At 58.0% G+C, this 13,149-nt stretch carries 13 protein-coding genes, 1 tRNA gene and 1 riboswitch; of the genes, 6 read left to right on the top strand and 8 right to left on the bottom strand.

The genetic code is table 11. The features are described 5' to 3' along the window. Window positions 1-353: 353 nt before the first annotated feature. The 3 genes from cbiT to sipA are packed head-to-tail and all read right to left on the bottom strand — an operon-like array spanning window position 354 to window position 1,448. Window positions 354-944: a precorrin-6Y C5,15-methyltransferase subunit CbiT gene (cbiT, locus tag ACWISF_RS06460; protein ID WP_448380765.1), complete on the bottom strand. Its 591-nt coding sequence runs from the start codon at window positions 942-944 to the stop codon at window positions 354-356. Between the two features lie 4 nt (window positions 945-948). Then, entirely contained in the window at window positions 949-1,233 is a 285-nt protein-coding gene (locus tag ACWISF_RS06455) for a DUF3288 family protein (protein WP_448380764.1), read from the bottom strand. Continuing rightward, on the bottom strand, window positions 1,230-1,448 hold the full coding sequence (gene sipA, locus ACWISF_RS06450) for a regulatory protein SipA (RefSeq protein ID WP_448380763.1): 219 nt from the start codon (window positions 1,446-1,448) through the stop codon (window positions 1,230-1,232). The genes ACWISF_RS06455 and sipA overlap by 4 nt, the downstream gene beginning before the upstream one ends. A gap of 123 nt (window positions 1,449-1,571) precedes the next feature. Here sipA and rpsN point away from each other — a divergent pair, with 123 nt between their 5' ends. Next, window positions 1,572-1,874: a 30S ribosomal protein S14 gene (gene rpsN, locus ACWISF_RS06445; RefSeq protein WP_448380762.1), complete on the top strand. Its 303-nt coding sequence runs from the start codon at window positions 1,572-1,574 to the stop codon at window positions 1,872-1,874. Window positions 1,875-2,281: 407 nt separating this feature from the next. Here the strand turns inward: rpsN and ACWISF_RS06440 are convergent, their stop codons facing one another. Further along, on the bottom strand, window positions 2,282-3,388 hold the full coding sequence (locus ACWISF_RS06440) for an ABC transporter permease (RefSeq protein ID WP_448380761.1): 1,107 nt from the start codon (window positions 3,386-3,388) through the stop codon (window positions 2,282-2,284). Window positions 3,389-3,458: 70 nt separating this feature from the next. Here ACWISF_RS06440 and serA point away from each other — a divergent pair, with 70 nt between their 5' ends. Continuing rightward, window positions 3,459-5,039 carry a phosphoglycerate dehydrogenase gene (serA, locus tag ACWISF_RS06435; protein WP_448380760.1) on the top strand — a complete coding sequence of 527 codons (1,581 nt, stop codon included), beginning with the start codon at window positions 3,459-3,461 and terminating at the stop codon, window positions 5,037-5,039. A gap of 42 nt (window positions 5,040-5,081) precedes the next feature. Here the strand turns inward: serA and ACWISF_RS06430 are convergent, their stop codons facing one another. Both ACWISF_RS06430 and petE read right to left on the bottom strand, forming a co-directional pair. Further along, window positions 5,082-5,249: a hypothetical protein gene (locus tag ACWISF_RS06430; RefSeq protein WP_448380759.1), complete on the bottom strand. Its 168-nt coding sequence runs from the start codon at window positions 5,247-5,249 to the stop codon at window positions 5,082-5,084. Window positions 5,250-5,266: 17 nt separating this feature from the next. After that, window positions 5,267-5,647 carry a plastocyanin gene (petE, locus tag ACWISF_RS06425; RefSeq protein ID WP_448380758.1) on the bottom strand — a complete coding sequence of 127 codons (381 nt, stop codon included), beginning with the start codon at window positions 5,645-5,647 and terminating at the stop codon, window positions 5,267-5,269. A 319-nt stretch (window positions 5,648-5,966) separates the two neighbouring features. Between petE and ACWISF_RS06420 the strand changes: the two genes are divergently transcribed. Continuing rightward, window positions 5,967-6,051, top strand: a tRNA-Ser gene (locus tag ACWISF_RS06420). Here ACWISF_RS06420 and metE read toward each other — a convergent pair. Further along, window positions 6,022-8,310 (bottom strand): 5-methyltetrahydropteroyltriglutamate--homocysteine S-methyltransferase, encoded by a 2,289-nt coding sequence (gene metE, locus ACWISF_RS06415; RefSeq protein WP_448380757.1) that lies wholly within the window; start codon window positions 8,308-8,310, stop codon window positions 6,022-6,024. The genes ACWISF_RS06420 and metE overlap by 30 nt on opposite strands. Before the next feature lie 243 nt (window positions 8,311-8,553). Beyond that, a riboswitch (cobalamin riboswitch) is annotated at window positions 8,554-8,693 on the bottom strand. A 293-nt stretch (window positions 8,694-8,986) separates the two neighbouring features. Here metE and ACWISF_RS06410 point away from each other — a divergent pair. Next, the gene (locus ACWISF_RS06410; protein ID WP_448380756.1) at window positions 8,987-9,553 is read left to right on the top strand and encodes a DUF4126 domain-containing protein; all 567 of its coding nucleotides are present in this window, start codon (window positions 8,987-8,989) and stop codon (window positions 9,551-9,553) included. An 8-nt stretch (window positions 9,554-9,561) separates the two neighbouring features. On the opposite strand, the gene ACWISF_RS06405 is transcribed toward ACWISF_RS06410, so the two are convergent. Next, on the bottom strand, window positions 9,562-10,290 hold the full coding sequence (locus ACWISF_RS06405; protein ID WP_448380755.1) for a hypothetical protein: 729 nt from the start codon (window positions 10,288-10,290) through the stop codon (window positions 9,562-9,564). Window positions 10,291-10,454: 164 nt separating this feature from the next. Here ACWISF_RS06405 and ACWISF_RS06400 point away from each other — a divergent pair, with 164 nt between their 5' ends. Next, window positions 10,455-12,530 (top strand): RNB domain-containing ribonuclease, encoded by a 2,076-nt coding sequence (locus ACWISF_RS06400; protein ID WP_448380754.1) that lies wholly within the window; start codon window positions 10,455-10,457, stop codon window positions 12,528-12,530. Window positions 12,531-12,726: 196 nt separating this feature from the next. Continuing rightward, window positions 12,727-12,903, top strand: a complete 177-nt coding sequence (locus tag ACWISF_RS06395) for a hypothetical protein (RefSeq protein ID WP_448380753.1) — start codon at window positions 12,727-12,729, stop codon at window positions 12,901-12,903. Window positions 12,904-13,149 lie beyond the last annotated feature (246 nt).

The following is a 13,149-nucleotide window of genomic DNA, read 5'->3' as shown; positions in this document are numbered from 1 at the left end:
ACTTGTTTGAAATGACTATAACTTATGGCACATTGGATGAACTTGCCCTGGTTAAATACCCATCAATAGACTATAGCTAAGCAGGCAAAGGTTGACATGATATGGGTCGCTGGGCGTAGCCCCATATTGGTTTCCCATAGCTTGCGTGGCGTAGCCATGAATCTTAAGGCGACAACCTTAACCTACCTAGGTATATCGTTTATCCTTGGGTAACCAACGTTATAGTCGTTTCACAAGAGAATGCAACACTTTGAGGCACTGGTAATCACTGTATTCCCTTCTAGGACAGGGTTTACAGGTAAAGGCGAATGTCGCAAACTTGTTTGAAATGACTATAATTTGCACTGGCCCATTTACGGCTTTTCCCCACTCAGGATAAAAATGGGGTCAAGTGCCACCAAAACCGGCTGTGTCCCCCGCGTTTCCAAACGATTGACTGCTGATTGAATCACCTCGACTTTGCGCGCCTGCAACGCCCCCAATGTCTGCATCATGCTGTAAAACCCTTCCAAACTGTTGGTCGCCGCCACCAAACGCCCCCCTGGGTGCAAATAATCCCAAGCCCGCCGCAAGACCACCTCCAGCGGTCGTCCTGCTTCCAAAAAAATCCGGTCGGGGCGGGGCCGAATCGTGGCCAAACAATCCGGCGCATGCCCCGTCACAATCGAGAGATTTTTCAGGGCAAATCGCTCACTGTTGCGCTGAATTAACCCAGAAACCTCCTCGTCCCGTTCAATGGCGATGACCTGCCCTTCTGGGCAAAAGAGGGCCGATTCCACCGCTACGGTGCCCGTGCCTGCCCCAATGTCCCAGAGGATGGAATCCCTTTTCAGACAAAGTTGGGACAAAATCAAAACACGCGATTCCCGTTTGCTCATGGGAATCCCTGGCAGGCGTTCAAAGGCATCATCGGGGATTCCGGCGGTGACATAGGGCCAGTGCATGGGGTCAGTTCCAGTCCTCCTGTTCAAAGGTGCGCCCCCGATAGACCTTGCCCTGGCGGTGGATGACCCGGGTTTTTTGAAAGACCTCCTCCTGGGACAGGCCCCAGCGCGCCAGCGTAGCCGCCAAATCTCGTTGGATGTCGCGAGCGCCGGGAAAGCCTTGGTAACGAATCTGTAGGCGTGCCCATTCGGCAAGGGCGTAGTCGTTGGGGTCACTGGTCAACAATTGGTCCACCACCTGCCGGTCAAGGTGGTACAGCGGATGGCTGCACTCTTTGGGGGTGTTCATGGCTCCACCGCCTCCAGATAGGCTTCTCCCAACAAAAACGCCCCCCGCTGACACCGCACACTCCAGTCGCCGCCGGGATGATAGCCCAAAACCACCCCTTCTTCGCCGACGGTAATCACCTGGGGTGGCCGCAACATCGGCATCGGTTCCGCCGTTTTCACATAAGGGGGCAAACGCACAATCCGCACCCGCTGCCCCGTCCGAAAGGTCGCCATACCGCCGCTTGTGTCCACATCTGGTTACTAGGGTACAACCATTTTCCCCCAGGTGGATGCTTGACGGCAGCTTGAGAACGCGCATAGAATGGAAAACCACGGTTCTAAGAATGACGGGGATTTATGGCCAAAAAAAGCATGGTCGAGCGGGAAAAGCGGCGGCAGCGGCTGGTTGCCAAGTACCGGGAGCGGCGCGAGCAACTCAAATTTGAATTTAGTGTGGCGGAAACCTGGGAAGAGCGGCTCAAGCTGCACCGGCAACTGCAACGACTCCCGCGCAACAGTTCCCCCACGCGCCTGCGGAACCGCTGTTGGGCCACCGGGCGGCCACGGGGTTACTTCCGGGATTTTGGTCTGTGCCGAAATGCGCTGCGGGAGATGGCCTTACAGGGGCTGTTGCCGGGCATTACCAAAGCCAGTTGGTAAGGGATGGGGCAAGGTGCTGCGGGCTACGCCTTGACCCTAGGTGGGGAGAAATAGGTTAACCATTGGTCTTCCTCAACCTGAATGCAATCATGGGCCTTGCGGCATCCGGTCGGCAAAAGTAGCCGATGCGGTTGTGTTGAATTCCGCAACAAAAGTCTATCAGTTCACGTCAGGCAAAAGGCTTCCTGAGAAAATTTTGAATAAATTTTTGGTTGCAAATGAGCATATATAGTCTTTTCACAAGAAAATGCAACACTTTGAGGCACTGGTCATGGCTGTATCCCCTTCCAGGACAGGGTTTGCAGGTAAAGGCGAATGTTGCAAACTTGTTTGAAATGACTATAGCTCCTCAATGACCATGTTTTGTAAAGTATTGCTTTTTCTGGCGACTCCCGCATCCGCAACGCTCAAGTCTTGCCTGCCTGGCGGGGGTCGAGACTATCGCGCAACCCATCCCCCAAGAGATTAAACCCCAACACGGCCAGGATAATTAACAGGGCCGGCGGCCACACCAACCAGGGATGGAGCAGCATGATGGACACATTGGTCGCCAAAGAGAGCATATTGCCCCAGGAGGCATCGGGCTGTTCAATGCCCAACCCGATCAAACTCAGCACCGACTCTGCCACAATAAACCCGGGTACGCTGAGCGTTGCCGAAATAATCACGTAGGTCGTTGTTTGCGGCAAAATGTGCCGCCACAAAATCCCCAACGGGCTGGCGCCCAACGCGCGAGCAGCCTGCACGAAACCCTGTTCTTTGATGCTCAACACCTGTCCCCGAATCACCCGCGCCAATCCCGCCCAGTTGATTAAGGAAGTGATCAAAACAATCAACAAAAACCGCTGACTGCTGCTTAACCCCGGTGGCAATACCGCCGCCAACGCCACCAACAGATACACGTTGGGGATCGACATCAACACCTCCACCAGCCGCATCAGCAGGGCATCCACCCAGCCCCCCGCATAGCCCGCAATGCCCCCCAGGAGAATGCCAATGGGAAACGTGATGAGAATGCCCACCAGCCCCACCGACAAACTAATGCGACTTCCCAGCAACAGACGGCTGAACTGGTCCCGGCCCTGGTCATCGGTGCCCAGCAGGTTCACATGCGCAGGCGGCGCCACCCCAAACAGATGCCAATCGCTGGGGATACCGGGAAATACCTGCCAATCCCGCACCTGCCAACCCCGCGGTGTCCACTGGGGCACAGGCAAGGTCAAGGCCAACCAGCGATAGGAATACCCCCGGACAAAAAACCGCACGGGCGTCGGGCGGCTGCGGTCCACGCGCAATTCCCGCTCCCCCGTATCCAGATTCAACGGCCCCTGGGTCGTGGGATACACATGCGGCCAGGGACGCCACTCAATGGCCGTCGGAGGGAGCAAAGCCCCCTGTTCCTGGCTGGCATAGGGGTCATAAGGGGCAAGAAAATCCGCCGCCACCATGCCCAGATACAACACCAGTAGAATGACGGCCCCCCACCGGGCCAAAGGATTGCGCCACCACCGCATGGGCCATTGCCGATCCGAACCTCTCCCAAATAAGGTTAAATTAAAGGGCAATCGTTGCGTGCACAAGGTTATGCCCCGCGTACTGGTAACCGAACCCATTGACCCGGCAGGAATTGCCATTCTCTCCCAGGTGGCGCAGGTGGACCAACGCCACAACCTCACCCCTGAAGAACTCCAAGCCTGTATTGGGGAATACGACGGCCTGATGGTGCGTTCGGCCACCAAGGTTACCCAGGCGGTGATTGCGGCGGGGCGCAGGCTGAAAATCATTGGCCGGGCTGGGGTCGGGGTGGACAACATTGACGTGGCCGCCGCAACCCGGCAAGGAATTGTGGTGGTCAATTCGCCAGAGGGCAACACCATCGCCGCCGCCGAGCAGACCATTGCCCTGATGTTGGCCCTATCGCGCTACATTCCCGCCGCCGACCAGATGGTCAAAGCCGGTGGCTGGAACCGCAAGGAATTTTTGGGGGTAGAGGTTTACAAAAAGACCCTGGGCATCGTGGGCTTGGGAAAAATTGGCTCCCACGTCGCCACCATTGCCCGCGCCATGGGCATGCGGCTACTGGCTTATGACCCCTACATTTCCCAGGAACGCGCCGAGCAGTTGGGCTGTACCCTGGTGGAGTTGGAAGTTCTGTTGCGCGAGGCGGACTACATTACCCTGCACATTCCCAAAACCCCGGAAACCACCCATCTCATTAACCGGGAAAGTTTCAAAAAGATGAAGCCCACCACCCGGATCATCAACTGCGCCCGGGGCGGCCTGATTGACGAAGTGGCCCTGGTGGATGCCCTCAAAGAGGGACGGATTGCCGGAGCGGCGCTGGATGTGTTTGAACAGGAACCCCCCACCAACAGCCCCCTCCTTTTGCTGGGCAAAGAGGTGGTGCTTACCCCCCATTTGGGCGCATCCACCATCGAAGCCCAAAGCAACGTGGCGACCGATGTGGCCGAGCAGATTCGCGATGTTCTGCTGGGGCTCCCAGCGCGCTCGGCGGTCAACATCCCCGGTTTGAGTGCCGATGTCCTCACCCGCCTCAAGCCCTATCTGGAACTGGCCGAATTGCTGGGGAATCTGGCGGGGCAATTGGCCGGGGGACGGGTGGAAACCCTAGAAGTCCGTCTGCAGGGGGAATTGGCCAACCAGACCAGCCAGCCGGTGGTGATTGCCGCCATCAAGGGGTTGCTGGGGCCAGCTTTGCAAGAACGGGTCAACTACGTCAACGCCGCCTTGGAAGCCAAAGAACGGGGGATTCGTGTGGTGGAAACCCGAGACGAATCGGTGCGGGATTACAGCGGCTCTTTGGTCATCACCGCCCAGGGCAGCCACGGGCAACACAGCGTGGCCGGCGCCCTGTTGGGAACGGGCGAACTCCGCATCACCAACATTGACGGTTTTCCCATCAGCGTCGCCCCTACCCGCTATATGTTAATTACCTTGCACCAGGATATGCCGGGAATTATTGGCAAAATCGGCTCGCTGCTGGGGAGTTTTAACGTCAACATTGCCAGTATGCAGGTGGGACGCAAACTGGTGCGGGGGGATGCGGTCATGGTGTTGAGCATCGATGACCCGCTGCCGGATGGGGTAGTCAACGAGGTGCTGCAGATTCAGGGCATTCAAGAAGCCTACGTAGTGAATTTGTAAATGAATTTGTAAGGGACGCCAGGCACCACCCTCCTACACCCCTCACCCGGACGACCGCCGCGAGGCAGAGCGGGAACGGCGTTGTGCTTCTTGCCGCCGCCGGTCTCGCCATTCTGCCCAGGTCAAATAGCCCACCCCCAGCGTCACACCCCCCAACAGCACCAACGCCGTCCCAAACAACACCACCAGGGGCAGGTTGGGGTCACCCACGCCAAAACCACTCCCTATCAACCTTGCACAATGATTTTACCCTGCATCCCCGCGCCCCGGTGCGGCGTGCAGTAGTAGGTGTAGGTGCCCGTCGGCAAACTTGCGTCAAAGGTAATACGGAAACTATCCCCCACCTTATAAACCAAAGCCTGCCGGGACAACTTGTTTGCCAACTGCTTATCCCCATTCGGCACGCTGCTAAAGACCACATTGTGGGGCGGCAATTTGTTGTTTAACCACTCCACCGTATCACCGACCTTGATGGTCAACTGCGCCGGTTGGAATGCCAACGTCCCATTGTCTGTCCCCATCTTGACCTGATAGGTTGCCGCCAGCGCCGCCTGCCCCGTGCCCAGCCAGGTCAACACCAGGGTCAATCCCAGTACCAGCCACCGCATCAGTCCAGCCACCATCAGCGTTAACCTCCCAATCGTCTGCCACTCCCTAGCGCCCTGGTCAGTCGCCCAGGACTTTGCAAAAATTTACATTCTGTTCATAACTTAGCAAATTTTGTGCGCCAGCCAGGTGCAGCAGGGGCGTTTTCAGGGATAGGTTTTCTGGAGGTGACGCATCGGCATACCAAGTGGCTGTTGGGGGGTTGCGAGCATCCCGGTTGGTATCGTTGGCAGACAGCTTAGGCCTGGTGGTGCTGCATGGCTTCGATGACCCTGGCAAGGGGATGCCAGGAAGTATAATAATGTTCTGTTTAGGCTTCCAGGAGAGATGGCCGAGTGGTCGAAGGCGCAGCACTGGAAATGCTGTGTGGGGCAACTCACCGTGGGTTCGAATCCCACTCTCTCCGTATTTCCTCATGCGTAACGGGTAATTGGGCAAGCTGCTCCTCCCGCAGCATTTTCGCCGCCACCACCATATTGCGCAAAGCCGGGATCACCTCCTCCCAACGGCGGGTTTTCAGGCCACAATCGGGATTCACCCAAATTTGCTGGATCGGTAGGTGGGCAATGCCGGTTTTCAGTTGCTGTAGGATTTGTGCTACGGTGGGCACGACCGGGCTGTGGACATCGTAAACCCCGTTTCCCACCTGGCGCGTGTAGCCCGCCTCGCTAATTTGCCGCAGGGTGGCGTTGTTGCTCCGGCTATTTTCAATAGACAGCACATCCGCATCTAACCGCTCGATGTGGGGCATGATGTCCCCAAATTCCGAGTAGCACATATGGGTATGAATTTGGGTTTCTGGCTTGGCGACCCCTGCGGCTAACCGAAAGGCCGCCACCGCCCAAGACAGGTATTCCTCCCACCGCTCTCGCTTGAGGGGCAACCCTTCCCGCAGGGCCGGTTCATCAATTTGGATCATTTTGGCGCCTGCCGCCTCCAAATCCGCCACCTCATCCCGCAAGGCCAGGGCAATCTGCATCGCCTGCTCTTGCCGCGAGAGGTCATCCCGCGGAAACGACCAATTAATCATGGTGACCGGGCCGGTGAGCATCCCCTTGACCATTTTCTGGGTGAGGGATTGGGCGACCCGAAACTCCCGCACCGTCATCGGCTGAGGCCGCGCCACATCGCCGTAAATAATCGGGGGACGCACACAGCGACTGCCGTAGCTTTGCACCCAGCCATGCTCGGTAAAGGCAAACCCGGTGAGTTGTTGCCCAAAAAACTCCACCATGTCCGTGCGTTCAAATTCCCCATGCACCAACACATCCAAGCCCACCTCTTCCTGGCAGCGAATGCACCGGGCAATTTCCGCATCGATCGCCGCTTCGTATTGGGCCTGGGTGATTTCCCCCCGCTTGAGCTTGACCCGCAGTTGGCGCACTTCTGGGGTTTGGGGAAAAGAACCAATGGTGGTGGTGGGCAAAAGCGGCAGTTGGGGTTGCAGGGGGCGGCGTTGCGCGTAGGGTAGGGCACGTTCTAGGGTCTGGGGGGTCACCTGACGCAGCCGCTCCCGCACCGTGGGATTGGCCGGACTGAACTGGGCAAAGGCCTGCCATTGCGCCTCTAGGGATGCAAGGTTCTCGGCTGGATCGGCGCCCAAATGCGCCAGCAAGGTTACTTCTTCGAGCTTCTGGTCGGCGAAACTCAACACTTGGCGCAGCGGTTCCGGTAAATGGGTTTCCCGCTGGGCATCGTAAGGGACAAATTGCAAGGAACATGAGGGCTGAATCCGCAGATTGCCGGTGACTTTTTGAATGGCCTCCAAAAGAGGGAGTACCCGCCGGGGGCGGATTTTCCAGATGTTGCGCCCATCTACCAAACCCACGCCCAAAGTCTTATCGCTAGGGAAACCGTAGGTTTGCAGTAACTCCAAATTTCTGCCCCTGGTGAAGTCCAAACCAATGCCTGCCACCGGCAAGGCTACCACCCAAGGGTAGGTCTCCCCCAGATCGTCAAAGTAGGTCATGACGTGAATGGGAACCCCCACAGCAGCCAGATAGGTATAAGTAGTCTCAATTGCTTCACGCAACCCTGCCCCTTGGCTGGTCACCAAAATGGGTTCATGAAACTGCACTTCCCCAATGCCCCGGGCGGCAAGCTGGGTCAACAATTCCCGGTACACCGGCAGTAAACGCTGCACATGCGCCAGCACATCTCCCTCGCTGCGACTAAGACACACTAGGGTAACCGGGCTGAGCACCATGGGAACCGCCCGCGCCCCAAGCACCGTTTGGGCCTGGTCCACCACCGCCAAAAAATCGGCAAAATTCGGCTGGGGTTCCATATCGGCGGCCAGTTCCGGCACCAGGTAGTGGTAATTGGTATCGAACCACTTGGTCATTTCCAGGGCAGGAATCCCCGCTTGGCCCCGCGCCATCGCAAAGTACTGCTCAAGTCCCGTTAAATGCGCAAACCGCCGGGGAATCAACCCCAAACGCACAATCCAATCCAACACCCAATCATAAAGCGACATGTCCCCGATGCCGATGTGGTCAATTCCGGCATTCTTTTGGGTGTGCCAATTGGCCACCATGATCTGGTGCGCCGTTTGCCAGAGGGTGGCTTCATCGACTTTTTGACTCCAGAAGGCTTCCAGCGCCTTTTTGAGTTCGCGCTGTTTCCCAATGCGGGGATAGCCCAACGTTGCCGTAGCCAATGTCATGGTCTATGGTCCTAAAACTCAGTACAGCGAAAATAAATCAGGTTCCGTCCCGCACCTGTCCAAGCCACAAATTCATTGGGGTACGTTCAGCGCCGATATGAGATAGGCAGTGGCCCCCCTCCGGGAAGCATCACGCCAACCCATACCCCGCAACAGGCACCAAAGGACGCTACAACCTCAAAATTTTGCGCCAAAACCGACAGCCCAAATTCTTCTTCATCCGTACCTCGCAGATGATGTATGTCCTGGGTTTACCGCTCGGCGGGCATTCTGACTTAGGGAACTTCCCCTCACAGCTGCGGGACAGCGCCGGATTCGCACCGGACTTTCCCCGTTACCTCTAACGGCTGATCCCCGTTAGAACCGAACTGCCTTTGAACTTAACACGTCCCCAAGGCGCAGCAGGGCTGAACTTAGCAAAAGTACATACTTCCGCGCCAGCGGCTGAGGTGATGGATTTCCCCTAAAAGCGGCCAAGCGTCGGGGTGGCATGGTTTTGGGGCATTTCCTACTTTGCCGTCAGGGGGGATGTATCCTGGGAACCCGATTCCCGGCCATTTCGTTATTTTAGAATAAGCACACCGCCCAGACAACAGGGGGCCAACAGAGACCGGGGCGATGGTTGGCCGGTTGCGGTGACGTACTTGGTGATGGACTGGTTTCCAAGGCAAAGCCCATGATGTCAATACTAGCCGTCTTGGCGGCGGCAGCGGCAGGGGGCTTCCGTTTGGCGATGCCCTTACTTTTGGTGTTGATTTTGCGGCGGGAGGCGGGTTGGGAACAGGTGCCGGTCTTGGGCCAGTTTCCCCCGGCGGTGACCTTGGGGGTGCTCAGCAGTTGGACGCTGTGGGAATTGCTGGCGCTGGTGCATCCCTGGGGGGTGCGTCTGACCCAACCGTTGCAAGTGCTGTTGAGTCCCGTGGTGGGCGGCATTTTGGGAGTTATGACGGCCCAGCTGGTGGGAATGCCCCTGCCTTTGTGGGAGGTGATGGGTTTGGTGGGGGGCGCCCTGGCCCTGCTGTTGCAGTTGGTGCAAACGGGGTGGCTCTATCGCTGGGGGCGGTTCCCGACCTGGGTGATTTTGGTGCAGGATGGGCTGTGTGGTTTGCTGATTGTATTTGCGCTGGAAGCACCCCGACAGGGGGGACTCATTGCCCTATTGCTGTTGTGGTTGGCGCTGCGCGCGGCCAAGGATTGGCAACGGCAGTTTCAACGGCACCGGCGGCCCCAACCCCCGGATTGAGCCGGCCATCACCACTGGGGATAGCCCGTTTGGGGGTCCATCGGTTGATAGCGTTCAGGGGGCGATACTTCCCCCGGTTTGGCCACCCGCCAGGCCACTTCTCCCCGTTTTTTGCCCACCCGCACAAACACAAACCCGGAATCCTCAAACAGTTCCCCGTGTTCGGTGATCGTCCGCGGAGAAACCCGCAACAGATGCGCCACTTCGGATGTGCTCAAAATCCAACCGTTGCGATAGGCCTCTTCCAGGGTGCGCAGGTATTCCAAGGGGTCGCTGGTGGCGTGCAGTTGGTTGAGCCGCTGGGCAACCGCATCGGCGATCACCCCAGCGGTTGAACGCATACTGGTCACGACCGCGCCTGCCACCGCATCCGCCACGCTGCTGATCAACTGGGTGAGATTGACGGGAATGTCCGTGCGGTTGAGGCTCAGGTCCTTGCTGGGGGTGGGTTCTTGGGCGAGAAAGTCGTTGATGGTTCCCCCCTGTTGCAAATAGGCGTGCAATTGGTCGAGCCGCTCTAGTTCCTGCGCTGTGATGTAGGCGCGCCGACTGACTTTGAAGGGTTTGATGCCCAAGCCCTTGAGCCGGTTGTACAGGGCATTGTGCCCCACCTGGTAACGGTCCTCCAGCAGTTCCACCGGGAAACTGTCAATATGCGTGTCGGCATCCCCCCCGGCGGGGTCAACCTTGGGCGCCGGGTTCGGTGTCGTACAATGGCCGTTGGGTTGGGCGGTCATGACACTCCTCACTGGCGTCAGGCATGGGTCAGGTGGGAGAGGCGCTAGGAATTCTCATGTCCTTTCCCATTATACTAGCAGTTGGGTGGGGAGATGCCAAGGGATGGGCTAGGATCGGGCGAGGCCGATGATAAAGTGAAGTTCAGGAAGATGCGGGGACAGCCATGCCATTTTCGATTGGGGAATTATTAGGAAGTTTGCCGGAAGATAAGCTGATTGCTCCCAAGGTATTGGCCAAAAAGCTGTTTTGTGAGGATGAACAGGACCGCCTGCGTTTGAAAATTGCCTTGGATGCCTTGACCAAATTGTCCTTGGTGGTGGAGGAGTTTGGCAAGTATCGGCGGGTGACCCTGCCGGATGTGGTCACGGCGCGGTTGCGGTTTTCGCGGGGGAGTTTTTGGGCGATCCAGGAGGAACCGGGGGCAGCCGACATTTACATTCCGGCGCGGTATTTGGGGACGGCCTGGCACGGGGACCGGAGTTTGGTGAAGGTGATGCGTAAAGGCCGCAACCGCCGCAGTCCGGAAGGGGAAGTGTTTGTGGTGTTGGAGCGGGCAATCACGGCGCTGTTGGCGCAGGTGCAGGCGACGGAGACGGGCTATGTGGCCAAACCCTTGGATGAGCGGTTGAATGTGACGGTGGCGTTGCCGGAAACGGTGGCGGATTTGGTGGGGCAGTTGGTTTATGTGGGGATTGCCCGTTATCCGCTGGCGCAGTTGCCCGCCCAGGGGGTGGTCAAGCGGGTGCTGGGGCCGGACATCCAAGCGGCTGACCCGGCGACGTTGATGGTGTGTAAGTACCATTTCCTGCCTGACCCCCCGGCGACGTTACCCAGTCAGTTGGTTTTTCCCCGGCCGGGGGAGATGCCAGCGTCAGAGGCGCCGCGGCAGGATTACCGGGAGCGCCCCACCTGGGGGTTGCCGAACTTGGGGGTGTCTTGGGAGGCGGTGGCGGGGGGCTACCAGTTGGGGATTCACATTCCCGATGCCACCGGCCTTATTCCCCCGGAGACTTTGGTGGATTGGTATGCCTACCAACAGGGGGCAAGTGTGACGATTGGGGAGATGCAAACGCCCATGACGCCGCCGGTGCTGCGGGGCGAGGAATGGCCGAGTATTTCCCTGTGGGTGACGGTGGCGGCGACGGGGGCGGTGGGTTCCTACCGGATCGAACCGGGGTGGGTGCGGGTGACGACCCCAGCGCCGCCAGTGGTGGTTCAGGGGGTAACCGAATGGCTCAAGCAGCGTCCCCAACGCCCGCGGTTGTGCCTGGAGGAATCCCGCTGCACGCCCGATGAGCACCCCACTGGTCTGGCGATGGCGGTGACGACGCAAGAGGCGTGGGTGGAGCAGGAATTGGCGATTTTGGCAAATCATTTGCTGGCCAAGCATATGCAGGCGTTGCAGTTGCCGGGGTTATTCCGGGTGCAAGCGCCCCCTGATCCGGAGGCCTGGGAGCGGTATCGGTTTCTTTTGACCCAGTTGGGGCTACAGCCGCCGGCAGAATGTGATGTCACGACGTTGTTGCCCTTGATTCAGAACCATGCGCTGGCGCCGTTGTTGCAGGATTTGCTGGTGACGATGATCAAGCCGCCGACCGACAGTCTGCAACCCGGTGCCCATCTGGGACTGGGGTGTGACCCGTACCTGCACGGGGTGGCGCCGCTGCAGCGCTATACCGACCTATTTAACCAACGGGTGCTCTGGGCGCTATTTACGCATGGGAAAGACCGAAAAAGTCCCCGCTCGAAAGAGACGATTGACCCGCGCAGCAGTGAATGTCATGGGCGGGTGGATTGGCCGGTGTTGCCGACAAGTGTGCAAGAGGAGTTGCACCAGCGGGCGCAACAGATTCTCCCCCACCTCCAGGAACGGGAACGGCTCCAGCGGCAAGCGCGGCAAGATTACCAACAATTGGTGTGGCTGCACCGCTGCCAGTTGACGCCCGGACAAACGGTGCGGGGGTTGATTGTGGGGGTGGAATCCTACGGGTTTTTTGTGGCGATTCACCAGACACCGCTCCAGGGCTTGGTGCATGTGACCACCTTAAAGGACGATTGGTACGAATTTCGCCCGGCCCAACAGGCGCTGGTCGGACGGCGCACCAATACCACCTTTGCCGTGGGGGCAACCGTCGAGGTGCTGGTCAAAGCGATTGATTATTATCGCCCCCATGTGGAGTTGACCTTGGTGCCTGCAGTAACACCGCCAGCCCCAGGGATGGAACCCCCGGCTTCCTAGGCAGCAGTGATGATGATGCATCTGTTGGGGTATTGCCTTTGGGGCTAGGCCGGGGGGGTTCGGCGAAGTCGTGGGCGGTGACCGAACGGTTTTTTTGCCCCATGGCCTGCCAATGACGCCGATTTTTGGGGGTGTGCTTTTTCCTGCTTCCCAGGCTGACCCTGATGGTGAAGTGGCAGGTGATGGGGGCAAGCCTGTGCTGGAGCGGTGGCGGGCGTTTTGGCGCCAGGCTCCTGGGGTGACCACCCAAGCGCAACGGGAAGCCTTGGTGGATTTGCTGTTGCTGGGGATGCACACGGATCGGGTTTTGTCGCGAGCGGAGTTATCCTGGGAATCCGGGCAAGCCCTGAGCATTTATAGTCATTTCGACTAAGAATGTGACACTTTTTAGATATTTTTTAGATATTCTTTAATCGCTGTTTGAAATGACTATATCTGCAAGCCAATATGCCTAAAATCCGTCTGGCAGGGGAACATTTATAGTCGTTTCACAAGAAAATGCAACACTTTGAGGCACTGGTCATGGCTGTATCCCCTTCCAGGACAGGGTTTGCAGGTAAAGGCGAATGTTGCAAACTTGTTTGAAATGACTATATCCAACCGTTGGCAACTTTTGACG

Source organism: Gloeomargarita sp. (assembly GCF_053491055.1).
Note: the sequence above shows the minus strand (reverse complement) of the source record. Positions and strands in the feature narration are given on the sequence as shown.